The sequence below is a fragment of the Blautia difficilis genome (assembly GCF_014297245.1).
GTDB classification, from domain to species: domain Bacteria; phylum Bacillota; class Clostridia; order Lachnospirales; family Lachnospiraceae; genus Blautia_A; species Blautia_A difficilis.
Genome location: NZ_JACOQG010000035.1, coordinates 1 through 23,347 on the forward strand (window position 1 = coordinate 1; position 23,347 = coordinate 23,347).

At 38.5% G+C, this 23,347-nt stretch carries 20 protein-coding genes, 1 tRNA gene and 1 riboswitch; of the genes, 1 reads left to right on the top strand and 20 read right to left on the bottom strand.

Features of this window, described 5'->3' with window-relative positions:
* Positions 1 to 401: 401 nt before the first annotated feature.
* The 19 genes from H8Z82_RS15000 to H8Z82_RS15090 form a co-directional block, all read right to left on the bottom strand.
* Positions 402 to 489 (bottom strand) — tRNA-Ser (locus tag H8Z82_RS15000).
* 210 nt (positions 490 to 699) lie between these two features.
* Positions 700 to 1,419, bottom strand: a complete 720-nt coding sequence (locus H8Z82_RS15005) for a lysophospholipid acyltransferase family protein (protein WP_186995553.1) — start codon at positions 1,417 to 1,419, stop codon at positions 700 to 702.
* 18 nt (positions 1,420 to 1,437) lie between these two features.
* Complete coding sequence (locus H8Z82_RS15010; RefSeq protein WP_186995554.1) at positions 1,438 to 1,992, bottom strand: hypothetical protein; 555 nt, start codon at positions 1,990 to 1,992, stop codon at positions 1,438 to 1,440.
* Positions 1,993 to 1,994: 2 nt separating this feature from the next.
* A complete protein-coding gene (gyrA, locus tag H8Z82_RS15015) occupies positions 1,995 to 4,529 on the bottom strand; it encodes a DNA gyrase subunit A (RefSeq protein ID WP_019163366.1) in 2,535 nt (844 codons plus the stop codon).
* Between the two features lie 17 nt (positions 4,530 to 4,546).
* Complete coding sequence (gene gyrB, locus H8Z82_RS15020) at positions 4,547 to 6,472, bottom strand: DNA topoisomerase (ATP-hydrolyzing) subunit B (protein WP_173743910.1); 1,926 nt, start codon at positions 6,470 to 6,472, stop codon at positions 4,547 to 4,549.
* A 238-nt stretch (positions 6,473 to 6,710) separates the two neighbouring features.
* A complete protein-coding gene (rsmI, locus tag H8Z82_RS15025) occupies positions 6,711 to 7,553 on the bottom strand; it encodes a 16S rRNA (cytidine(1402)-2'-O)-methyltransferase (protein WP_186995555.1) in 843 nt (280 codons plus the stop codon).
* Positions 7,554 to 7,628: 75 nt separating this feature from the next.
* The gene (locus H8Z82_RS15030; protein ID WP_186995556.1) at positions 7,629 to 8,369 is read right to left on the bottom strand and encodes a tRNA1(Val) (adenine(37)-N6)-methyltransferase; all 741 of its coding nucleotides are present in this window, start codon (positions 8,367 to 8,369) and stop codon (positions 7,629 to 7,631) included.
* Positions 8,362 to 9,261, bottom strand: a complete 900-nt coding sequence (locus H8Z82_RS15035) for a PSP1 domain-containing protein (protein WP_186995557.1) — start codon at positions 9,259 to 9,261, stop codon at positions 8,362 to 8,364. The genes H8Z82_RS15030 and H8Z82_RS15035 overlap by 8 nt, the downstream gene beginning before the upstream one ends.
* Before the next feature lies 1 nt (position 9,262).
* A complete protein-coding gene (holB, locus tag H8Z82_RS15040) occupies positions 9,263 to 10,252 on the bottom strand; it encodes a DNA polymerase III subunit delta' (protein WP_019163361.1) in 990 nt (329 codons plus the stop codon).
* Positions 10,253 to 10,305: 53 nt separating this feature from the next.
* On the bottom strand, positions 10,306 to 10,893 hold the full coding sequence (locus H8Z82_RS15045; RefSeq protein ID WP_019163360.1) for a nucleoside/nucleotide kinase family protein: 588 nt from the start codon (positions 10,891 to 10,893) through the stop codon (positions 10,306 to 10,308).
* A 6-nt stretch (positions 10,894 to 10,899) separates the two neighbouring features.
* Complete coding sequence (locus tag H8Z82_RS15050) at positions 10,900 to 12,339, bottom strand: aminotransferase class I/II-fold pyridoxal phosphate-dependent enzyme (RefSeq protein ID WP_186995558.1); 1,440 nt, start codon at positions 12,337 to 12,339, stop codon at positions 10,900 to 10,902.
* 26 nt (positions 12,340 to 12,365) lie between these two features.
* Positions 12,366 to 13,055: a response regulator transcription factor gene (locus H8Z82_RS15055; RefSeq protein WP_186995559.1), complete on the bottom strand. Its 690-nt coding sequence runs from the start codon at positions 13,053 to 13,055 to the stop codon at positions 12,366 to 12,368.
* Positions 13,052 to 14,194 carry a sensor histidine kinase gene (locus H8Z82_RS15060; protein WP_019163357.1) on the bottom strand — a complete coding sequence of 381 codons (1,143 nt, stop codon included), beginning with the start codon at positions 14,192 to 14,194 and terminating at the stop codon, positions 13,052 to 13,054. The genes H8Z82_RS15055 and H8Z82_RS15060 overlap by 4 nt, the downstream gene beginning before the upstream one ends.
* A gap of 210 nt (positions 14,195 to 14,404) precedes the next feature.
* Positions 14,405 to 15,586 (bottom strand): methionine adenosyltransferase, encoded by a 1,182-nt coding sequence (metK, locus tag H8Z82_RS15065; RefSeq protein WP_186995560.1) that lies wholly within the window; start codon positions 15,584 to 15,586, stop codon positions 14,405 to 14,407.
* Between the two features lie 98 nt (positions 15,587 to 15,684).
* Positions 15,685 to 15,788, bottom strand: a riboswitch (SAM riboswitch).
* Positions 15,789 to 15,883: 95 nt separating this feature from the next.
* On the bottom strand, positions 15,884 to 17,176 hold the full coding sequence (locus H8Z82_RS15070; RefSeq protein WP_019163355.1) for a UDP-N-acetylglucosamine 1-carboxyvinyltransferase: 1,293 nt from the start codon (positions 17,174 to 17,176) through the stop codon (positions 15,884 to 15,886).
* Positions 17,177 to 17,314: 138 nt separating this feature from the next.
* On the bottom strand, positions 17,315 to 17,818 hold the full coding sequence (locus tag H8Z82_RS15075; protein WP_026077108.1) for a shikimate kinase: 504 nt from the start codon (positions 17,816 to 17,818) through the stop codon (positions 17,315 to 17,317).
* Positions 17,819 to 17,863: 45 nt separating this feature from the next.
* Positions 17,864 to 18,451, bottom strand: coding sequence for a flavin reductase family protein (locus tag H8Z82_RS15080; protein ID WP_019163353.1), 588 nt, complete (start codon positions 18,449 to 18,451; stop codon positions 17,864 to 17,866).
* A 15-nt stretch (positions 18,452 to 18,466) separates the two neighbouring features.
* The gene (locus H8Z82_RS15085) at positions 18,467 to 20,137 is read right to left on the bottom strand and encodes a putative manganese-dependent inorganic diphosphatase (RefSeq protein ID WP_186995561.1); all 1,671 of its coding nucleotides are present in this window, start codon (positions 20,135 to 20,137) and stop codon (positions 18,467 to 18,469) included.
* A 16-nt stretch (positions 20,138 to 20,153) separates the two neighbouring features.
* A complete protein-coding gene (locus tag H8Z82_RS15090; protein ID WP_186995562.1) occupies positions 20,154 to 21,059 on the bottom strand; it encodes a 30S ribosomal protein S1 in 906 nt (301 codons plus the stop codon).
* 345 nt (positions 21,060 to 21,404) lie between these two features.
* Between H8Z82_RS15090 and H8Z82_RS15095 the strand changes: the two genes are divergently transcribed.
* Positions 21,405 to 22,055, top strand: a complete 651-nt coding sequence (locus H8Z82_RS15095; RefSeq protein ID WP_019163350.1) for a GTP pyrophosphokinase — start codon at positions 21,405 to 21,407, stop codon at positions 22,053 to 22,055.
* A gap of 375 nt (positions 22,056 to 22,430) precedes the next feature.
* Here H8Z82_RS15095 and H8Z82_RS15100 read toward each other — a convergent pair whose 3' ends face one another.
* Positions 22,431 to 22,883 (bottom strand): DUF1002 domain-containing protein, encoded by a 453-nt coding sequence (locus H8Z82_RS15100; RefSeq protein WP_186995563.1) that lies wholly within the window; start codon positions 22,881 to 22,883, stop codon positions 22,431 to 22,433.
* Between the last annotated feature and the right edge of the window lie 464 nt (positions 22,884 to 23,347).

Genomic DNA, 23,347 nt, shown 5'->3' on the forward strand with positions numbered 1-23,347 from the left:
TCATCCTGAGCCAGGATCAAACTCTCTGATAAAGTGTTTGATTACTCAAGACAACCAACTAGCTATCTCTCGTTTTACTGTTTTTGGTTTATTCAACCGTTCTCAAATAATGAAGTTCGTTTCTTACGAACCGAACCGCATTCGCATCTTTCGATGCTCATGTGTAAAGAATTTTCGAGAATCGTATGTGTTTCACTGTTTAGTTATCAAGGTTGTCCGTCTTTGCGACAGCTTGTTTATTTTATCATGTTGTTTTTAACTTGTCAAGAACTTTTTTAAGTTTTTTCAAATTATTTTTTCAACATGTTTGCCGTTCATCAGCAACTCGTTTACTTTATCATATGTATTCGAGTTTGTCAAGAACTTTTTTAATTTATTTTTACATTTTTTTGTAAAAATAACGGAGAAGGAGGGATTTGAACCCTCGCGCCGCGTTAACGACCTATACCCTTAGCAGGGGCACCTCTTCGGCCTCTTGAGTACTTCTCCAGACTCCGAACTAATAGTCATATATTAAATTCGAATGCGCTTTTTCACAAGTGCATGTGTTATTATAAGTAAAAAAAAGTATTTTGTCAACAGTTTTTTTGTCTTTTTTTATTTATTTTTTCAAAAACTTTTCTTTATGCATTATACTTTTCTTTTCACATCAAAAAACAGCCGGTTTCCCGACTGTTTTTTTGCTTATTCGCCTTTGGGTTAATCCCACTTTCCAGATTTCTTAATAGTTTCTTCAATACGAGTTTTAACTTCCAAAGCAAGTTCTGTAGTTTTCATGTCTTTATATTCATCATAATACATCGGTTCCAGAAAATGCACCTGTACAACCATCTTTTCGATAGATCCGGTGTCAAAAGCTTTATAGGAATCTATGAGGGCTACCGGAACAATCGGGCATCTGGACTTAGTGGCAGCCTTAAAGCTTCCGCCTTTAAACTCATGAGGTCTGTTTTTATCTTTATTTCTGGTTCCTTCTGCAAAGATCAGATAATTTCTTCCCTCTTTCACTTCTTTGATTACCTGAAGGATAACCTGCATAGACTGCTTAATATCCTCCCGGTCAATCATAAGTGCTTTCATGCAAGTAAAAACCTGTTTAAGAAAAGGAACATCTGTAAGCTCTTTTTTGGCGACTACAGAAAATGGCACCGGACACACTTGAAGGATTGCAAGTACATCAAACAATCCCTGATGATTTGGAAAGAACATAAATCCATTTTCCTTTGGAATATTTTCCACCCCATAAGCTTCTATCTTAATATTTCCCCCACATATTGCTCTGTTATCTATATATTGAAGCAATTCATATCTTTCTTTTTCACTGTATCTGTCTACATGAGATGCACACCAGCACAGTTTAAACCATCCATAAGGAACCCATATGAGATTTCTAAACACCATTAATATTATTCTCTTCATTTTTGGCCCTCACTGTGATCAGCTTACTTTTCCTGAAATTTTATCTTCATAGCCTGGATTTTTCTTTATAAACTTCTCATATGCCTTGGCATAGTCTTTATAAACATCTTTTGTCATAAAATTTGCATAATCCGTTGCAGCCTGTGTTCTCATATCATCTGTAATCTGAGATGGCGGAAGAATATAATAGCTTTTATCCTTTTTACCAATCATATAAGTGCCAATACACGGATACTCCTGGTCATCCTCCAGAACCATATTATATGTAATATATACATAAGTATACTTATCATTTTCTGAGATGATATCGCATTCCTGGATATTTACCTTCTTTGTATTGTGCACCTGAAAATACTTTATAGTTGCCGTAATCTCAGATTGCAGGCTGTCTTCTGTATCCTTCTTTTCATTGTAACAGTCTTTTACCTTTTTCTCTTTGCCATTTGCATAAGCATTGATCAATTCTTCTGTTACCTTTTCCGGAGATTTATGACTGACACCACCGCACCCTGTCATGGAAAAAATAAGCAGAACTGTTACCCCAACAATGAAATACTTCATCCATCTTTTCATGATTATTCAGTTTCCCCTCTATTTTCCTCTGGTGTTTCCTGTGTTTCCTCGTTATCTGCTGCAGATTCTTTATTATCCTTCTCTTCTTTATCCCTTACTTTGGCAACACCTGCCACAGTTACACCTTCTGTAAGATTGATCAGTTTTACACCTGATGTAATTCTTCCAAGGACAGAGATGTCTGAGCATGCAATACGGATAATAATTCCTTCTGTGGTAATAAGCATTACTTCATTGTCTTCATTTACCGCTCTGGCACCAATGACATTTCCGGTTTTCTCTGTGATCTTATAACATTTCACACCTTTACCGCCACGGTTCTGACAGGTAAATTCACTCATTGAAGTTCTCTTTCCCATACCATTTGCAGACACGATCAGCAGACAGTCTCCCTGAGAATTCAGCTGCATGGCAACAATTTCATCATCATCTTCCAGATTCATTCCTCTTACACCCATAGAGGTACGGCCTGTACTTCTTACATCAGTTTCTTTGAATCGAATACACTGGCCATTCTTTGTAATCAGAATAATGTCTTTTTTATCATCTGTAAATTTTACTTCTATCAGCTGGTCATCATCTCTGAGAGTGATTGCCGCTAATCCGGTCTTACGCACATTTGCATAATCACGAATCGGCGTTTTCTTTACCAATCCATTTCTTGTCGCCATCATCAGATAACCTGTCTCTTCAAATTTTCGGATTGGAATTACTGCTGTAACAGATTCGCCCGGCATAAGCTGTAAAAGGTTAATGATTGCTGTTCCTCTGGCAGTACGTCCTGCCTCTGGAATCTCATATGCCTTCAGACGATATACCCGCCCTGTATTTGTAAAGAACATCAGATAATGATGAGTGGTAGTCATCAGAAGTTCTTCAATATAATCATCCTCCAGAGTCTGCATACCCTTAATTCCACGGCCGCCTCTGTTCTGGCTTCTGAAATTATCCACTGTCATTCTCTTGATGTATCCACGTTTGGTCATTGTTATCACGGTATTTTCTCTTGGAATCAGATCCTCTGTAGAAATATCATACACATCATAGCCAATGGAAGTCTGTCTGTCATCTCCATATTTCTCGGCAATTGCCAGAATTTCTTCACGGATTACTCTGAGAAGGAGATTTCTGTCTGCAAGAATGGCTTCGTATTTACGTATTTTCTCCATAAGATCTGCATATTCTGCTTCCAGCTTCTCTCTTTCCAAGCCTGTCAGAGCACGAAGACGCATGTCTACAATAGCCTGAGCCTGTACATCCGTTAATTCAAAACGCTCTATCAATTCCTGTTTGGCAATCTGTACATTCTGAGACGCCCTGATAATCCGGATAACCTCATCAATATTATCCAAAGCCTTCAACAGACCCTCTAAAATGTGAGCACGTTCTCTGGCTTTGTTTAAATCATATTTTGTTCTTCTTGTTACAACATCTTCCTGATGGGCCAGATAATACTCCAGCATCTCTTTCAGATTCAGGACTTTAGGCTCCAGACTTCCATGATTAGGAATCAGCGAAAGCATATTTACACCGAAAGTATCCTGCAGCTGTGTATGTTTATAGAGCAAATTCAATACTACATTTGCATTGGCATCTTTGCGCAGATCAATACAGATTCTCATACCTTCACGGCTGGAATGGTCATTCAGATCTGTAATTCCATCAATTTTTTTATCTCTTACCAGCTCCGCAATTTTGGAAATCAGACGCGCCTTATTTACCAGATAAGGAAGCTCTGTAACGATAATTCTTGATTTACCGTTGGGAAGTGTCTCAATCTCGGTTACCGCACGCACACGGATCTTACCCCGTCCTGTGCGGTACGCCTCCTCGATGCCTCTTCTGCCCAGAATTGTAGCTCCTGTTGGAAAATCCGGTCCTTTTACAATTTCCAGAATTTCCTCTATCGTAGTTTCTCTCTGCTCTTCAATTGTATTGTCAATGATCCTGACAACAGCATTAATAACTTCTCTCAGGTTATGAGGTGGAATATTGGTAGCCATACCTACCGCAATACCGGAAGTACCATTTACCAGCAGATTAGGATATCTGGATGGAAGCACAACCGGTTCTCTCTCTGTTTCATCAAAGTTTGGCTGGAAATCAACGGTATCCTTGTTGATATCTGCCAGCATTTCCATAGAAATTTTGCTGAGACGCGCCTCTGTATATCGCATAGCAGCCGCCCCATCACCGTCTACAGATCCAAAATTACCATGGCCATCTACCAATGGATATCTGGTAGACCATTCCTGTGCCATATTAACCAGTGCTCCATAAATTGAGCTGTCACCGTGAGGATGATATTTACCCATTGTATCACCAACAATACGCGCACATTTACGGTGTGGCTTGTCAGGACCATTGTTCAGCTCGATCATGGAATACAGAACACGACGCTGAACCGGTTTCAGACCATCTCTTACATCCGGCAATGCTCTGGAAGCAATAACGCTCATAGCATAGTCAATGTAGGAGTCTTTCATGGTTTTTTCCAGATCCACCTCGTGGACTTTGTCAAAAATATTATCTTCCATTCTCTATTCTCCTATTATCAGATATCCAAATTCTTCACAAATCTTGCATTCTCTTCAATAAACTCACGTCTTGGCTCTACCTTATCTCCCATCAGTGTGGTAAACGTCAGATCTATTTCTGAAGTTGCCGCCTCATCCATAGTTACACGAAGCAGAATTCTCTTCTCCGGATCCATGGTTGTCTCCCAGAGCTGCTCAGCATCCATCTCACCCAGACCTTTGTAACGCTGTATTTTGTTATTACCATCACGACCGATCTCTGTAAGAATTCCATTCAGTTCATTATCATCATAAGCGTACCATACCTTTTTATTCTTCTCTACTTTATAAAGAGGCGGCTGAGCCAGATATACATATCCCTGTTTGATCAGTTCCGGCATAAAGCGATAGAGGAAAGTCAGCAGCAATGTAGCAATATGTGCGCCATCAACATCGGCATCTGTCATAATAATGATCTTATGATATCTTAATTTTGTAATATCAAAATCTTCATGAATACCAGTTCCAAATGCTGTGATCATTGCTTTGATCTCTGCATTGGAATAAATTTTGTCCAGACGGGCCTTCTCTACATTTAAAATTTTACCTCTCAAAGGAAGTATTGCCTGTGTCACACGGTTTCTGGCAGTCTTGGCAGATCCACCGGCGGAATCTCCCTCAACAATATAGATTTCACAATTTTCAGGATTCTTATCTGAACAGTCAGCAAGCTTACCCGGCAGAGACATATTGTCAAGAGCAGATTTTCTTCTGGTAAGATCTCTGGCCTTACGTGCCGCTTCACGGGCTCTCTGGGCAAGAACAGATTTTTCCACGATCACCTTTGCCACAGATGGATTCTCCTCCAGAAAAATCTCCAGCTGCTTGCTTACCACATTATCTACAGCACCTCTGGCTTCACTGTTTCCAAGTTTCTGTTTCGTCTGTCCCTCAAACTGAGGTTCTTCGATTTTAACACTGACAATGGCAGTCAGTCCCTCCCTGATATCATCACCGCTTAAATTTGGTTCACTTTCTTTGAGCAGCTTATTCTTACGGGCATAATCATTAAAGGTCTTGGTAAGTGCATTACGAAAACCTACAATATGGGTTCCTCCCTCAGGGGTATTGATATTATTTACAAATCCATAGCAATTCTCTGTATATGAATCATTATGCTGCATGGCAACTTCCACAGATACTCCGTTCTGCTGCCCTTCGCAATAAATAATTTCCGGATAAAGCGCTTCTTTGCTTCTGTTTAGATAACTTACGAATTCCCGGATACCACCCTCATAATGGAAGATTTTTTCTCTTTCCATTCCCTCTCTGCTGTCTTTGAGAATAATCTTTAATCCCTTAGTCAGAAATGCCATTTCACGGAGACGCTGTTTCAGAATATCATAATCATATACTGTTTCTTCAAAAACTTCGCTGTCCGGAAGAAATACAACTTTTGTTCCTGTCTGTTCAGGATCACACTCACCTACCATCTTCAGTGGATACATAGTTTTACCGCGTTCATATCTCTGCTGATATACTTTACCTTCACGGCAGATTGTTACCTCCAGCCAGGTGGAAAGTGCGTTTACAACTGACGCACCTACACCATGAAGACCACCTGATACCTTATATCCTCCACCGCCAAATTTACCGCCGGCATGCAGAATAGTAAAAACAACTTCTACTGCAGGAATTCCCGCTTTATGATTAATACCTACCGGAATTCCACGTCCGTTATCTATAACTGTGATTGAATTATCCTGATTAATGATCACCTGAATTTCCGTACAAAAACCAGCCAGTGCTTCATCTACTGCATTATCCACGATCTCGTAAACCAGATGATGAAGTCCTCGGCTGGATGTACTTCCGATATACATACCCGGCCTCTTACGTACAGCTTCCAGACCCTCCAGAATCTGGATCTGATCCGCGCCGTATTCCGTATTCTCTCCGCCCATGTTATTCCTCCTGTTTATATTTAATTAAAGTATAAGGCCCAACGATCTTTTGACCCTAATATCATAAAATCAAAATATATTTGAAAATCAAATCTGTAATTTGCAAATATATTCTGATCTTTGGACATAATAATACAAATTTATTATAGCACAAAAATTATCGTTTTACCATAAAAAAACTGCTGTAACGCGGATTTTATCTGCGTTACAGCAATCTATTTTCCTTACACAGTTATTTTCAATGACTGATCAGATACTGATAAATATCTCTCTTTGTCACTCCTCTGTCATTGGCCACAAGCTTCATTGCTTCTTTTCTGGAATAACCTTTTTCTTCATAAATTTTCATATGATCTTCAATCGTTGTTTTTTCCCAGGATGCCTGCTGCTCCTCCTTCATCTCCTGATGACTTTTTCCCTCTACTACAAGTACACATTCTCCCAACGGTTTCTCTGTAGTATAAAAAGTAATCAGATTCTCTATTGTAGTATGAAATGCAGTTTCATGCTTCTTTGTCAACTCTCTGCACAAAGTCATTCTGCGATTTCCTAGAGTTTCCCTCAGTTCCTCCAATGTTCTCACTAGCCGGTGGGGTGCCTCATATATAATAATTGTCCTGGTTTCATTTTTCAGTTCTTCCAGGATCATCTTTCTCTCTTTCTTATCTGCTGGCAGAAAAGCTTCAAATGCAAAACGCCTGGTAGACAATCCTGATAATGTAAGTGCTGTGATACATGCTGCCGGTCCCGGAAGAGAAGTAACTTCAATTCCCGCTTCACAGCACATAGCAGCCAGTTCCTCTCCAGGATCTGAAATCCCCGGAGTGCCTGCGTCTGTAATCAATGCAATATTCTGTCCTTCTCTCATTTTATTGATAAGAACATAAGCTTTATCAATCTTATTATATTCATGATAACTGGTCATAGGAGTTTTGATATCAAAATGATTCAGCAGCTTAATACTATTTCTGGTATCTTCAGCAGCGATCAGATCCACTTCTTTCAATGTACGGAGAACTCTTAATGTAATATCCTCCAGATTACCTATGGGCGTAGCACACAAATACAATTTTCCGCTCATATCCATTCCTCCCTGACTTTATAATACCATAGTTTGTTTCCTGTCATTTTTTTGTAACTTTGTTTCCACCTGATATTATATCATATCGTAAATTTTAAGAATATTTTCTGTATAGACTCCGGGCTCTTTATATACAATCAAGGGCGGCTCCACTGTAATTCTGGAATTTCCACCTTTGAGAGCCTCTATCAAAACCATGTTAGGTTCTCTGTCTATGTAAGGATATACCAGCTGCATTCTTTTAGGCTCCAGATGATATTTCGTCAGTACATTCATAATTTCCGCCAGTCTGAACGGTCTGTGAACCATATAAAATCTGCCTCTGTCTTTCAGTACTCTGGAAGCCTGGCTTACCACATCCTCCAGATTACAAAGCACTTCATGTCTTGCAATAGCTTTGGGCATATCCGGATTTCTCAATCCATGTTGTCCTATCATATATGGAGGATTACTTGTTACCACATCAAAAGAAGCCGCTCCAAAAATATCAGCAGCCTCTTTGATATCTCCCTGTACAATCTCCACATCTTCTTCCAGATGATTATACTTTACACTGCGGCTGGCCATCTCTGCACATTCCTTCTGAATCTCCAGACCTGTAAAATGCTTTCCCTGAGTCTTTGCTTTCAGAAGAATTGGAATAATACCGGTTCCTGTACCCATGTCCAACGCAGTTTCACTCTTTTTCACTTTTGCAAAGCCGGAAAGAAGAACAGCATCCATACCAAAGCAGAATTTATCCGGATCCTGTATTACATAATAACCATTCTGCAGATCATCGACCCGCTCTTTTTCCCTGACCAGCTTCTCATCCATTTAATTTGGAATCTCCCTTTTTATCCTCCAGATCTCCAAGTTCCTTTAATTCTTTATCAGAAACCTTTACTTTTTTCCTGCGTGGTTTAAATTTTAATTCCTCCACAGGAAACTCCTGGATTTCTTTTTCATCATTAATATCTACAATAACCTTCACTCTCTGACGAAGCACATTTACACTTTGTACAGATCCTTGCAGTCCATCCGGAGTAGTAACCATATCTCCGATTCCCGGAAGTCTTTTATTTAATTCCTCATATGTTTCCTGTTCATTTTTTAAACAGCACATCAATCTGCCGCAGACTCCCGAAATCTTTGTCTGATTCAGAGATAAATTCTGTTCCTTTGCCATTTTTATGGATACCGGAACAAATTCTGACAAATAGGTATGACAACACAGGCATCTGCCGCAAATGCCAATTCCACCCAGAATTTTTGTCTCATCACGGACACCTATCTGGCGAAGCTCAATACGTGTTTTAAAAATAGATGCCAGATCCTTAACCAGCTGTCGAAAATCGATACGGCCATCTGCGGTAAAATAAAACAGTACCTTATTATTGTCAAAAGTATATTCCGCATCAATCAGTTTCATTTCCAGTCCATGCTCTCTAATTTTCTTCTGACAGATTTTAAAAGCATCTCTTTCCTTACTTCTGTTCTGAGACTCTCTCTCGTCATCATCTTTTATTGCCACACGAAGTACTTCCTTAAGCGGATGTACCACACTGTCATCGCTTACCTCTCGTGGTGCCAGTACAACTTTTCCATATTCAATTCCACGGGCGGTTTCCACAATTACGTGATCACCTGTTTTAATCTCGTAATTCTTTGGACTAAAATAATAAATCTTACCAACATTACGAAATCTCACACCAACTACTTTTGTCATTCTATTTCTCCCTGATTGTCAGGAACAGCAATTCAAGGGCAAGCTCAAAATTAACATTTGCCTTCAGACGAACCTTTGTCTTCTGGATAGAATCCAGAATTTTCTCCAGATTCTCATAAGAACGCACCTTTGCTTGTTCCTTTATATAATTTATTTCCTGTTTAAATACCAGATTATCAATTTCTCTGGTGGCTTTGAACATCAGCACATCTCTGAACCAAAACTGAAAGATATCCAGATAATCATTAATATTCTGCTTTTCTGCTGAAAGATTTTTTATTGCATCAGACAGCTCATATACTTCCATGGTATTGGCATATTTCAGAATCCTTAATGCATTCTGTGTCATCTCTGCAAATTCCTGGGAAGTAGCCGCTTCCTTTGCCTTTCCAATGCTTCCCTGAGCAAAAGATGCATCAATTTCCGCCTGATAATCCGGCACATGAAGATGCTCCATAAGATATTTTTTTACCAGACCATCATTTACAACCTTCAGATCAAGGCGTACACATCTTGACTGAATAGTAGGCAGCAAACCACCTATATTATTGGTCAGAAGCATGATCACTGCATATTCCGGTGGCTCCTCAATCGTCTTGAGAAGAGCATTCTGAGCCTGGGGAGTCATCATATCTGCATCTGCTATAATATATATTTTGTAAGGACTATAGTATGGCCTGATATCCACATCGTGAATCACCTGATCACGGATTTCATCAATTGTAATTGTTCCCGGTTTCTCATGGCTTACCATAATAATATCCGGATGATTCTTTCCCATTGCCTTCTTACAGGAATCACATTTCTGACAAGGTTCTGTACCACCTGCCTCACATTGAAGCGTAGCCGCAAAGGTACCCGCCAAAAGCTTTTTGCCAGATCCCTTTTCCCCTGTAAAAATATAAGAATGAGATATTTTACCAGCTTCAATGGCATTCTTTAAATGCCTGATAATTTCTTCGTGCCCTATAATATTGTTAAATCCCATCATAAGAATCACCCCTTCAGTCCATTTTGTGATGATATTATATCATAAAAGACATTCTATTGCATAGATTTAATATAATTTACAATTTCTTTCACACAATTATCTAAATCTTTGTTCTGAAATCTTTTCTCAATCCCTGCGCTCTGAATATTCTCCTCCGAAAAATCTGACTGATCAGCAATAAATCTCCTGCACATTTCCTCGTATTTGGGATTCTCCTGTTCTTTTTCCCTCTTTAATGCTCTGGAAAGCCGCTCACCATCCTCCACCTGTATATAAACAGGACAAACTGCATTTTCTCCATAATACTTCTTCAGTTTCATAAAAGATTCCAGTGTACCTATCCCCAGATAATCCGATTCTGTCAGATTCACCTGACCGTCATCTGCTGTAAAATATGTCCAGATTCCATATACGGTATGATAAGAACGCTCTTCTATTACATTTCCATTTTTTCTAAATTCATTCAATTTTTCATCACTTACAAAATAATAATTTTTTCCGTTCTCTTCTCCGTCTCTGATTGGCCGGGTAGTATATAAAACCAATGTTTTCAGTTTCAGTTCTCTCTGATCTTCCAGAAGAGAATATATCCTATCTTTTCCGGAAGCACTTTTTCCCATAATATAAAAAATCTTTCCCATTACCTGCTATTCCTTTACCGGACTGTCTATAACTGCACAGATTGTTTCATTACTACTGTCACTGAGTCCCTGTAATTCCAGTCCCTGTTCCATGTATCTTCTCATATTTCGCACAAATTGTCCAGTAATCTGTTCTCCGGGCACAATAACAGGAATCCCCGGAGGATACAGATAAGCAAATTCACCACTTATTTTTCCAACACTTTCTTCCAGGTAAACTCTCTTCTGAGGTGCATCCATAGCCTGAGAAATTGTCATAAATGCTTTCATTTTTGCATAGGAAACATTCTTCTCCGTTTTCTCCTGAACAGTTTCCACCTGTGTATCAATATACTCAATTGCTTTACACAGTCTGTCTAATCCTTCTTTTGTGTCTCCCACAGATGCAATTCCCAGAACATATTTTTCCGCCTCCATTTCCATTTCTATATGAAACTCATTTCTCAACCGTCTGTGTAGTTCTGTCCCATTAATAGAAGTTCCTACTGTAGAAAACAGCAGTTTTGACCGGTCAAAGTCATACACACCGGTACTGTTTATCATTTCCAGAGTTATCAGCTTGATATGTCCACACTTCATCAATCGCTGTCTGGTTTCCTCCAGCTGAGAAGTAAATTCTGCAAACATCTTCTTCCCTGTTGTATGATTCATTCTATCCATGCAGGCATCCATACTGGCCATAAGAATATAGGAAGGACTGCTGGTCTGATAGATACCCATAAATCTTTTTATTTTTCCCACATTTACTCTGTCACTACACACATGAAGAACTGCCGTCTGTGTAAGGGCCGGAAGTGTTTTATGAAAACTCTGGACAACAAGATCCGCTCCAAGCTCTGCTGCAGATACAGGAAAATAATCTGAAAAATGAAAATGCGCTCCATGTGCCTCATCTACAATCAAAGGAATTCCATATTTATGTACAGAACGGGCAATACTTTTTACATCTGATACAACTCCGTCATAGGTAGGAGACGTAATCAGAACTGCCTGTATATCCTGATTTTCTTCAAGATATCTTTCCACACGAGAAGGTGAAATTCCTCCGTTTATCCCCAATCCGGAATCTTCATGTGGATAAATATATATGGGATGTAAGTCTCTTATATATAATCCATGATAAACAGCCTTATGACAATTTCGCGCCATAAGGATTTTGCCTCCCTTATCTACACAGGCACTGATTGCTGCCAGAAGTGCTGCCGTACTTCCATTTACACTAAAAAAACATCTCTGGGTTCCATAAATCTGTGCTGCATATTCCTGAGCATCTCTGATCACGCCTTCTGCATGATGAAGATTATCAAACCCATGAATTTCTGTAATATCCCGGTCAAAAGGAAATGACGCTGCAGAAGAATCCATATTTCTCTTATGTCCGGGCATGTGAAAGGGATAATAATCTGACTTTCCGTATTCTTCCAGTTTTTTATATAATCTATCCATATTTTCCTTTCAAATTTTTTCTTTGATCAGACCTTAAACCTGTAACCTACACCCCAGATTGTTTCAATATATTGAGGTTTGGCAGTATTAAATTCTATCTTCTCACGGATTTTTTTAATATGTACTGTTACTGTAGCAATATCTCCTACTGACTCCATATCCCAGATTTCCCTGAAAAGCTCCTCTTTGGTAAATACCCGGTTAGGATTTTCTGCCAGAAATGTAAGAAGATCATATTCTTTGGAAGTGAAAGTAGTCTCCTCCCCATTTATCCACACACGACGGGCAGTTTTATCAATTTTTATGCCGCGGATCTCTATAATATCATTTTTATTTACATTGGAACCGACCAGACGATTATATCTCTCCATATGCGCCTTTACTCTTGCCACCAGTTCACTTGGGCTGAAAGGCTTAGTCATATAATCATCTGCACCCAGTCCCAGACCGCGGATTTTATCAATGTCGTCTTTTTTAGCCGACACCATAATGATCGGTATATTTTGGGTCTGGCGTACCTGACGACAGATATCAAATCCATCTACTTCCGGCAGCATCAGATCCAGGATGATCAGATCAAATTTCTCATTTAATGCTCTGACCAGTCCTGTATCCCCTCTGTTACATATCTCAACCTCAAATCCGGAAAGTTCCAGATAATCTTTCTCCAGATCTGCAATAGCCTCTTCATCCTCTATAATTAATATTCTGCTCATTTCATTGGTACCTCCTGATATTTTCTGAGAACAAAATACATAATTGTGCCGATTCCCAACCTGCTGGTAGCCCATACCTTACCACCATGATCCTCCAGAATCTTCTTTACAATAGAAAGTCCGATACCACTTCCACCCTTGGAAGAATTTCTGGATACATCGGTTCTGTAAAATCGATCAAAAATATAAACAATATCCTTAGCAGCAATACCTTTTCCATTATCTTCGATTTCCACCTGGATAAAATCTCCTACATCCTTGATACGGATCTGAATAATTCCTTTGGGCTTGTCCATATATTTAATAGCATTACTGATAAGATTATGAATTACACGGCGGATCTGCTCTCCGTCTGCGATCACCTGCACACCACTTTCCACATAATTGGCATAAACCAGTTCAATTCCTCTGGTTTCCAGTTCCAGACCTACTTCTTCTGCACAATCACTAAAATAATCCTCTACGTTCAGCTTACTGAAAGTGTATGGAATACGATTTGTATCAATCTTGGAATAAAAAGTCAGCTCATTGATCAGATGATCCATTTCATTGGTTTTATTATAAATAGTTTTTACATAACGATCCATCTTTTCCGGAGTATCCGCCACACCATCCATGATTCCTTCCACATATCCCTTTACAGCTGTAATAGGTGTTTTCAGATCATGTGAGATATTACTGATCAGTTCTTTATTTTCTTTATCTAATATTATTTTTTCCTCTGCAGATTCCTTCAGACGCTTTCTCATTTCCTCAAAATCCTGGCATAGCTCTGAAAATTCATCATTTCCCTCTACGTCCAGTACGAAGTCAAGATTTCCTTCTTTTATATTTTGAGTTGCCTTCTTTAATTTTACCAAAGGTGTTGCTATACTTCTATATATCCATAAGCCTATGGACAACGCTGTAAATACTAGAATTACTGTTGCCGTAAACAGAAGATCTCTGGCAATAAGTTTTACCTGCGTCTTGCTGTTTGCAGACACTCCCATGGAAATATCATAGACAATTTCTGAAGAATCTGAATTGTGTTGTGCCAGTTTTGTATGACTTAATCCATATAATGATGCGGAAAACAATAAAAGCGGCACTAATATGATCATACCAAATCCAACTATGATCCTTGTTTTTAATTTCATTGAAACCATCCTTTTCTCTGAGCCAATTTTTTTCATAACAAGATTATACCATAAAGTCTGTTTTCAATATCTAAATTTTCTATAAAATGATGACGCTAACGTCGAAAGTATATTCTGCCAAAGCCCCCGTACAACAAAAAACAAACAACCCTCCCACACAAAAATATGTAGGATGATTGTTTGCTTTTGTTTAAAGATAACTTTTTTCAATTATGCAAGATATTTTTTCAGATCATTTACCTTGTCCAGATGTTCCCATGGAAGATCTACATCTGTACGTCCGAAATGTCCGTAAGCAGCTGTCTGTTTGTAGATTGGGCGTCTCAGATCAAGCATTTTAATAATTCCTGCCGGCCGGAGATCAAAATTCTCACGAACGATCTCAACCAATTTGGTATCTGAAAGCTTACCTGTACCAAATGTTTCCACATGGATAGATGTAGGACGTGCAACACCAATCGCATAAGAAAGCTGAATTTCACACTTATCAGCCAGGCCTGCTGCTACAATATTTTTTGCAACATAACGTGCTGCATAAGCTGCAGAACGGTCTACCTTTGTGCAGTCCTTACCGGAAAAAGCTCCGCCGCCGTGACGACCAGCTCCGCCATAAGTATCTACAATGATCTTACGTCCTGTAAGTCCGCTGTCACCGTGAGGTCCGCCGATTACGAAACGTCCTGTAGGATTGATAAAATATTTTGTATTCTCATCCACCATATTTGCCGGAATAACCTCATCAAAAACATATTTTTTAATATCTTTATGAATCTGCTCCTGTGTAACATCAGGATCATGCTGAGTAGAGCATACAACTGCATCAATACGTACAGGTTTTCCAGCTTCATCATATTCTACAGTAACCTGTGTTTTTCCATCTGGTCTTAAATAGTTTAATGTACCATCTTTACGGATTTTTGTCAGCTGACGAGCAAGCTTATGGGACATATTAATAGCGTATGGCATATATTCCTCTGTTTCGTTGGAAGCATAGCCAAACTGGATTCCCTGATCTCCTGCACCAATAGCATCAATCTCGTCTTCTCCCATTTTAGCTTCCAGAGCTTTATCTACTCCGAGAGCAATGTCTGCAGACTGTTCATCAATTGCAGTGATTACCGCACAGGTATCTGCATCAAAACCATATTTACCACGTGTATATCCAATTTCACGTACTGTATCTCTTACAATCTTCTGGATATCCACATAAGCGTTTGTTGTAATCTCACCCATTACCATTACAAGACCTGTAGTTACAGCTGTTTCGCAAGCAACGCGGCCCATTGGGTCTTTTTCCATGATTGCATCAAGAATTGCATCAGAAATAGCATCACACATTTTGTCCGGATGGCCTTCAGTTACAGATTCAGAAGTAAATAAAATTTTCTCCATTTTGTTCTCCTTTTTTCATTTCATATCATATTTTATACAGATGCTAAAAAGAAACAGCCCGAAGTAATCGGACTGTCTGAATGAATGCTTCAACAATCCTCTTATTGTTCGATCACTCGCTCAGGTTGGCACCTTCCTCCGCATAAAAAGGGGTTGCCGTGGCTTCTCAGATCCTTTGTATCTCCACCACTCTGAATAAAAGGCTATTACTAATTATTAACTTTTCTGCACAACTTACAATATACTCAACCCTTTGTAATGTCAAGCATAAATTCTATTTTTATAAAAATTTTATAATCATCCAACTCTCAGACGGAACTTCTGGATTTCCTTTTCACTGGAAACTCTTTCAATCTCAGCTCCCAAAGCTCTAAGTTTCTCTTCGAAATTCTCATATCCCCTCTGGATGTATACAATATCATCTACTACCGTAATACCATCAGCTGCCAGACCTGCAATTACAAGAGCAGCACCTGCCCGCAGATCAGGAGCACTGACTCTGGCACCTGTAAGCTTGTTTACACCATCAATAATTGCAGAGTTGCCCTCTACTTTAATGTTGGCTCCCATACGTGACAGCTCATCTGCATATTTGAATCTGTTTTCAAAAATACTCTCTGTTACAATACTGGTTCCTTCTGCAAGAGCCAGAGTAACAGCAATCTGCGGCTGCATATCTGTAGGATATCCCGGATAGGGAAGAGTTTTTACATGAGTACGATGAAGTCTGCCTGCAGCGCGTACACGTACCGCATCATCAAATTCCTCAACCTCACATCCAATTTCCTCAAGCTTGGCGGTAGTTGCTTCCAGATGTTTCGGGATTACATTCTTTACTGTAACATCTCCACCTGTTGCTGCTGCAGCAAACATAAAAGTACCAGCCTCAATCTGATCAGGAATAATAGAATATTCTGTGCGATGAAGCTTCTCCACACCTTTGATACGGATCACATCTGTTCCTGCACCCTTAATGTTGGCACCCATACTATTCAGAAAATTGGCTACATCTACTACATGAGGTTCTCTTGCTGCATTCTCAATAATTGTACGTCCAGGTGCAAGAGAAGCAGCCATCATAATATTGATTGTTGCTCCCACAGATACAACATCAAGGAAAATATGGCTTCCATGAAGATTCTTAGCCTTTGCTACAATAGCTCCATGTAAAATATCCACATCTGCCCCCAACGCTCTGAATCCCTTCAGATGCTGGTCAATCGGACGGCTTCCAATATTACAGCCTCCCGGAAGAGGTACTTCTGCATGCTTATATTTACCAAGAAGAGCCCCAAGCAGATAGTAAGAAGCTCTGATTTTCTTAATATACTCATAATCTACACTTACATCACCAATGGTAGAGCCATTGATCTTAACTGTTGACTTATTAATACGGTCTACCTGTGCTCCAATGCCGGCGATTGCTTCAAGTAAAACATTAATGTCTCTTACATCAGGCAGATTCTCAATTAAAATAGTCTCATCAGTCATAATTGCTGCTGCAAGAATTGCCAGTGCTGCATTCTTTGCACCTGCGATTTCCACTTCACCTACTAAAGGATTTCCACCTTTTATTACATATTGTTCCATAAATACACCTCTGTAATTATTTTCACTCCCTGTGCGGAGACGAATAAATTATTCTCAAATGATCGTCTGTTTTTAAGTCAATTGTATATTATAGCATATATTTATCATTTGTAAACAAAAATATTATCTCACTGGTTACTATGCCCCGGTATTTATTATTTCCAAAACTGCTGCAAGACTCTCTTCCAAATCTTTCCCTTCTTCATCTACAACAATATCAGCGTATTTTTCATATAAGGGAACTCGCTCTTCATACAGATCTTTTAAAGTCTGTCCCTCTTTCAGTAAAACGCCCCGTCCCCTCAAATTGCCAAGACGTTTTGAAAGTGATTCCAATGATATTTTCAGATAAACTACTTTTCCTATAGATCTTAAATGTTTCATTGCTTCTTCGCAATAAATAACACTGCCTCCAGGAGCAATCACTGTTTCTGTCACATCTACAGAAGCATTAACCTTATTTTCTATTTCCTTGAATCTCTCCGGTCCTTCCTGGGCAATAATCTGTGAAAGCTTTCTTTTCTCCTGCTTCTGAATTACAAGATCAGTATCCAGGAACTGATATCCAAGTGCTTTTGCTAAAATTACTCCTATGGTACTTTTTCCTGAACCAGGCATTCCTATTAACGTCACATTATTCATTGTTATTCCTTTCATTTTAGCATATATGATCATCAGGTGTAAATACTAACGTTTTTTCCCCGCACCTTTTTTATTCTTTTTTACACTATAGCCAAAGGTTCCCAGTTTTTTTCCTGTTCCAAGATATTCTCCGTGGGAATATACCAGCATTTTGGCATCATTCAGATGAAATTTCTTTTTTTCATCCATATATGCAGGATCCGCATGGACAGCCAGTACGTCTGCCAGAAACATATGATGGGAACCTAATTCCAGCACCTGTTTTACCCTGCATTCAATACTGACCGGTGATTCCAGGATCATAGGAGCCTTCACAAAATCAGCCTTCTCCCGGGTAAGCTTCATTTCTTTAAATTTATCAACATCACGGCCGGAGCGCACTCCACAATAATCTGTTGCATATGCCAGTTTCTCTGTAGTCAGGTTGATTACAAATTCTCCTGTTTTCTTTATCATTTCATAGGAATACCGGGAAGGACGCACTGAAATAGACACCATTGGCGGATTTGTACATACGGTTCCAGCCCATGCAACTGTCAGTATATTATCATTTCCCTCTCCATCTGTAACACTGACCATCACTGCCGGCAGCGGATAAAGCATATTTCCGGCTTTCCAGGTTTCTTTTGCCATTTATTTCTTCCTGCCTTAATTATAATCATTCTGTCCTGCCTGTGCAGCTTCCATAAGTGCCGGAATCAGCTGTTTCTTACGAGAAACTACACCCTTCAGATCAAATACACCATCCTTTGGTTCCATATGAAATGCTGTGCTGGCCATTTCTTCACTTCCCTCACCATAATAGAGAAGCTCTGTAGACTCCTCAATGATGTTCGTCAACATAAAGAATACACGGGATACGCCGTGACGTCCACATTCACTGACCATAAACGGAATCAGACGTTCTTTGATTTCTGTCAGTTCATCGCTGTCCATGGAACTAATCTGACCAACACCAAAACTGATTTCATCTTCAGCAATAAATTTTTTGTAATCCTGATAGAAAATCTCTTCCGGTGATTTATCCTTCAGATTACTTCCTGCCTTGAACATTTCCCTGGCAAACTGCTCAATATTAATTCCTGCAATAAGTGCCAATGCTCCTGCTGCCATTTTATCTGATAACGTGCAGGTAGGAGAACGGAACATCAATGTATCTGAAATAATTGCAGCACAGAGAAGTCCGGCAATATTTGGCGAAATTTCCAGTTTTTGCTCTCCATACATCTCATACAAAATTGTAGCTGTACATCCAACCGGTTGATTTCTGAAGGAAATCGGACTTATGGTCTCCAGTGAACCAAGCTTATGATGATCTATAATTTCTACAATCTCTGCTTTGTCGATATTATCAACTGCCTGATCTTTTTCATTATGGTCCACAAGTGCTACTTTCTTTTTATGCATATCCAGAAAATTTCTTCGGGAAATTGTTCCGATACATTTTCCCTTTTTGTTAATTACAGGGAAGGCACGATGACGATGTTTGATCATCTCATTCTGAATATCATCTGTGAAATCTTCTGTACTGAATGTAACCAGATTATCTGTTTTCATAATATATCTTACAGGAATGCTCTGGTTGATCAGTCTTGCAATCGTAAACGTATCATAGGGAGACATAATAATTGCAATTTCTTTTTCATGAGCAAGCTTGATCACCTTCTCAGTTACTTCAATTCCCATTCCCACAATAATACAGCTTACATTCTGGGCAATTGCCTGAAGATGATCCTCTTCTCTGTCTCCCATAATAATAAGGTCATCCTCTTCAATATAGGCTTTAAGCATTTCCGGATTTGCAGTTCCAACCAGAACTTTTCCCTTTGTGAAATATCCATGCTCATTTCCCTCAATCACAGTACCTGCAACTGTTTCAGCAATTCTTCTGTACTGTGTCCTTGCTCTGGACAGAAGATAACTGTCAGTTGTGTCCATGTAGGTCTTTGCAATATCTCCAATTGTGATAAGACCTTCCAGCTGGCCTTCCTTGTCTCTGATCGGAAGGGAAACGATACTTTTCTCCATCATCAGATCCCATGCATTTTTAAGGGACATACTTTTATCTGCATCAGGACTCATACGTATATCCATATCCTTTACCTGGGTTCCAATATTAGACAGATATCCCGGCGGCAGCATTCCAAAACGATTTAATACATATTCTGTTTCTTCATTTATCTGTCCCGCACGCTTGGGAATATATTTTACTTTCTGGGAAGTTCTGTTTTTAATGTCTGCATAGGCAATTGCTGAACAGATTGAATCTGTATCCGGATTCTTATGACCTATTACAAATATTCTTTCCTGATTTCTCATACAGTTTTTAACCTCATTAATCTAACTTAATATTTGCAAAAAGTGCACCTAACGATGTACTGGCTTCTTCCTTTGAATCCGGAAGTTCTATCACTTCTTCTTCAATTTCCTTTGCCATCATATCTGATGCTTCTTTGATACTGAGACTTAATTTTCCATCCTTTACTGCAGTTACCTTTACCTTAACCTGATCACCAACAGCAAGAACTTCTGAAGGCTTTTTAATTCTCTTTTCACAGATCTGTGAAATATGGACAAGTCCTGACAGGCCATTGCCCAGATCCACAAAAGCGCCATAAGGCTGAAGACTCTCAACAATACCCTCTGTCACCAGTCCGACCTGTACATTAGACACTTTATTTTTTCTTTCTTCTTCTGCCTTTTCTCTTAATATTTCCTTTGCAGAAAGAATTAAACGGTTCTTTTCTTTATCTACATCTATTACCTGAACCTGGATTGGTTTGTTCAGATATTCATTTGTATCCTCTACATAAGTCAATGCAAGTTTGGAAGCCGGAACAAATCCACGGATTCCTTCTACATATACGATTACGCCTCCATTGACAACACCTTTTACTGTTACATCCAGAATTTCACCGGATTCTTTTAATTCTTTTAGTTTGTCCCAGGAAAGTACATCTGCTGCTTCCACTCTTGATAACAGAATATTTCCGTTTCCATCATCCTTTCTTACCACAGTTGCAGAAACCTCATCTCCCACTTTAACTTCCTCTTTCAGTGAAAATCCAGGCTCTCTGCTGTAATCTTCAGCAGGAATGATTCCTTCTGCATAATATTTAAGATCTATTACTACTTCTTTTTCATCTACACTGATCACAGTTCCTGTAAGGATATCCCCTTCTTCAATTTTCTTGAAAGAAGCCTCAAGCTCTGTCTCATAATCTTTCATTGATTCAGCCATATCTTTTTTTCTCCTTTATTTTATTTTTTTATTTTCACAACATAAAATTTCAGAATTAAAAATAATTTATCAAGCGGATATTCGCAATCCGCTTCGCTACTTGCTCATAACCGAATAACTGCTTCGCAGTTTATCAGAAGGAGTTTGCACTCCTCCTGATACAAGCAAGTCCCCACCCACTGCTTATTGCTTTTCGCAATTGAAGCAGGGGACTTACTTGATTCAGTTAAAAATAGCAACCATATTATATCACATCACCTATAATAATGGAAATCGCAATTTTCAAAAGAAGCTTTATATGCTATAATAAACTTGTACTTTTTTCATACAGAAAGGATATTATTCATGAATTATGATTCCGTTCCTTTGAGAGATTTCAAAGAAATTGATAACTGGGATACTGTTATGTTCGTATATCATTCTGCCCTAAAGCAGATTGAAACAAAAATAGACATTATGAACGATGAATTCCAGCACAGACATAAATATAACCCTATCGAGCATGTCAAATCCCGGATCAAAACTCCGGAAAGCATTGTCAAAAAGCTTAAACGCCATAATTACGAATCCAGCACAGAAAATATGATCCGCTATGTAAATGATATTGCCGGAATCCGAATCAGCTGTTCCTTTACTTCTGATATCTATCTGATTGCAGATATGATTTCCAAGCAAAATGACCTGACGATCCTGGCCAGAAGAGATTATATGAAAAACCCAAAAAAAAGCGGCTATCGTAGCTATCACATGCTGGTAACCACCCCTGTCTTTCTTTCTGACAGCATTATTGATACAAAAGTAGAGATTCAGATCCGTACTGTAGCACAGGATTTCTGGGCTACTCTGGAGCATAAAATGCATTACAAATTTGAAGGAGACGGCCCGGATTATATCACAAAAGAATTACGTGAATGTGCACGCTATGTTGCAGAACTGGATGAACGCATGCAGGAGCTAAACAATGCAATACAGAAATATGGAAAAAATCTTGAATAAGGTATAAAAAATAGTCCCGCAATTGCGGGACTTGATTTTTATATCTAAAGCGAGGAGTGCCCCGGTAGTGGTTTACCGGGGCTATTATTATGAAAAAAATTTATGTGTAATGATAACACATTACAACGTCTTTCGTAGGTTCTTTCGAACTGTTTATATAATAGCAATTAGTTATGAACAAATCATGAACTCAAAATGAACTTTTCGTTTATTTGCACAATTTTTTTTATTTTTTCATTGTTTTTTTATAAATTTAATACATACCTTTTTATTTCATTTTCCTACAGTTTTATTATTTTTGCACATTATCATTTTAATTCATTAAAGTTTTTTATTCTTTTGTTTACTCCTCAAAAATAATATGCTAAAAAATGATTACTCTAAAATATTTTTTGCAAATTCTATCAGTTTTTGAAGAATTCCCTTTACTTCCTTTTTTCCGATTCCCATTTCTTCCAGCTTATCATATACCTTGTTTACAGTACTTCTCAGCTGTTCCTCATTAATATCAGCATTTTTGATTTCCTTTACAATATTTATAAGTTTATTTTCTTCCTCTTCTGTAAGTGTAACTCCTGCAGTCTCTTCTCCTGCCTGAATGATTTCTCTGATCTGCTCATCGGAAATATCCTGCTCTGCCACCTTGTCCTTTGCATACATAATAATATCAACTACTTTATCAGGATCAGAAACCAGAGAATCAATCTCATTATCTGTAATAATTTCCTGCACAGTTTCAGTTGCATCAGATGCCATGACTGTTGCTGCCGGTGCTGTTAACATAAGGGTTCCTGCAATCATAAGTATTCCTATTTTCTTTATTTTCATGATCAATTACCTCCAGATTATTCTGTTAAAATCTGTTTTCTGTTACCGGGCTATTATAACATCTCCCCTCAACCGTCTGTAAAATAAATTTCCTTGTGGTTTCTAGTACTATATTCCTTGGCTTTCTATGTCTTTATCTTCATAATTCTTTTGACATTTGTTCAAATTTTTTTCACATCTTAAACAAAATTCTATCATAATTTGCCTATATAATAAAATCATAAAAATAATAAATCAAACATTATTTTTATAATTTTCTTTTTCATATGTTGATTGTTTTAAAAACAATCGACTCTCCTTCCTTTTAAAAATAAATTTGAACGTAATATAAAAAGCATCCGTCCATGATCTGCCCCTTGTCAAGTAGACAAGCAAAATATTCAAAATGAATTTCTAAATGTATCCGCCATGTCTGATTTGATGTGGCGGGTATTTATGTTTATGAAACATTTATTCCACGGCCA

What these genes read in the sequence shown, in the direction of transcription:
- H8Z82_RS15005 (WP_186995553.1), bottom strand. Translation starts at nt 1,419, where the DNA reads ATGAAGAGAATAATATTAATGGTGTTTAGAAATCTCATATGGGTTCCT.
- H8Z82_RS15010 (WP_186995554.1), bottom strand. Translation starts at nt 1,992, where the DNA reads ATGAAAAGATGGATGAAGTATTTCATTGTTGGGGTAACAGTTCTGCTT.
- gyrA (WP_019163366.1), bottom strand. Translation starts at nt 4,529, where the DNA reads ATGGAAGATAATATTTTTGACAAAGTCCACGAGGTGGATCTGGAAAAA.
- gyrB (WP_173743910.1), bottom strand. Translation starts at nt 6,472, where the DNA reads ATGGGCGGAGAGAATACGGAATACGGCGCGGATCAGATCCAGATTCTG.
- rsmI (WP_186995555.1), bottom strand. Translation starts at nt 7,553, where the DNA reads ATGAGCGGAAAATTGTATTTGTGTGCTACGCCCATAGGTAATCTGGAG.
- H8Z82_RS15030 (WP_186995556.1), bottom strand. Translation starts at nt 8,369, where the DNA reads ATGGATGAGAAGCTGGTCAGGGAAAAAGAGCGGGTCGATGATCTGCAG.
- H8Z82_RS15035 (WP_186995557.1), bottom strand. Translation starts at nt 9,261, where the DNA reads ATGACAAAAGTAGTTGGTGTGAGATTTCGTAATGTTGGTAAGATTTAT.
- holB (WP_019163361.1), bottom strand. Translation starts at nt 10,252, where the DNA reads ATGATGGGATTTAACAATATTATAGGGCACGAAGAAATTATCAGGCAT.
- H8Z82_RS15045 (WP_019163360.1), bottom strand. Translation starts at nt 10,893, where the DNA reads ATGGGAAAGATTTTTTATATTATGGGAAAAAGTGCTTCCGGAAAAGAT.
- H8Z82_RS15050 (WP_186995558.1), bottom strand. Translation starts at nt 12,339, where the DNA reads ATGGATAGATTATATAAAAAACTGGAAGAATACGGAAAGTCAGATTAT.
- H8Z82_RS15055 (WP_186995559.1), bottom strand. Translation starts at nt 13,055, where the DNA reads ATGAGCAGAATATTAATTATAGAGGATGAAGAGGCTATTGCAGATCTG.
- H8Z82_RS15060 (WP_019163357.1), bottom strand. Translation starts at nt 14,194, where the DNA reads ATGAAATTAAAAACAAGGATCATAGTTGGATTTGGTATGATCATATTA.
- metK (WP_186995560.1), bottom strand. Translation starts at nt 15,586, where the DNA reads ATGGAGAAAATTTTATTTACTTCTGAATCTGTAACTGAAGGCCATCCG.
- H8Z82_RS15070 (WP_019163355.1), bottom strand. Translation starts at nt 17,176, where the DNA reads ATGGAACAATATGTAATAAAAGGTGGAAATCCTTTAGTAGGTGAAGTG.
- H8Z82_RS15075 (WP_026077108.1), bottom strand. Translation starts at nt 17,818, where the DNA reads ATGAATAATGTGACGTTAATAGGAATGCCTGGTTCAGGAAAAAGTACC.
- H8Z82_RS15080 (WP_019163353.1), bottom strand. Translation starts at nt 18,451, where the DNA reads ATGGCAAAAGAAACCTGGAAAGCCGGAAATATGCTTTATCCGCTGCCG.
- H8Z82_RS15085 (WP_186995561.1), bottom strand. Translation starts at nt 20,137, where the DNA reads ATGAGAAATCAGGAAAGAATATTTGTAATAGGTCATAAGAATCCGGAT.
- H8Z82_RS15090 (WP_186995562.1), bottom strand. Translation starts at nt 21,059, where the DNA reads ATGGCTGAATCAATGAAAGATTATGAGACAGAGCTTGAGGCTTCTTTC.
- H8Z82_RS15095 (WP_019163350.1), top strand. Translation starts at nt 21,405, where the DNA reads ATGAATTATGATTCCGTTCCTTTGAGAGATTTCAAAGAAATTGATAAC.
- H8Z82_RS15100 (WP_186995563.1), bottom strand. Translation starts at nt 22,883, where the DNA reads ATGAAAATAAAGAAAATAGGAATACTTATGATTGCAGGAACCCTTATG.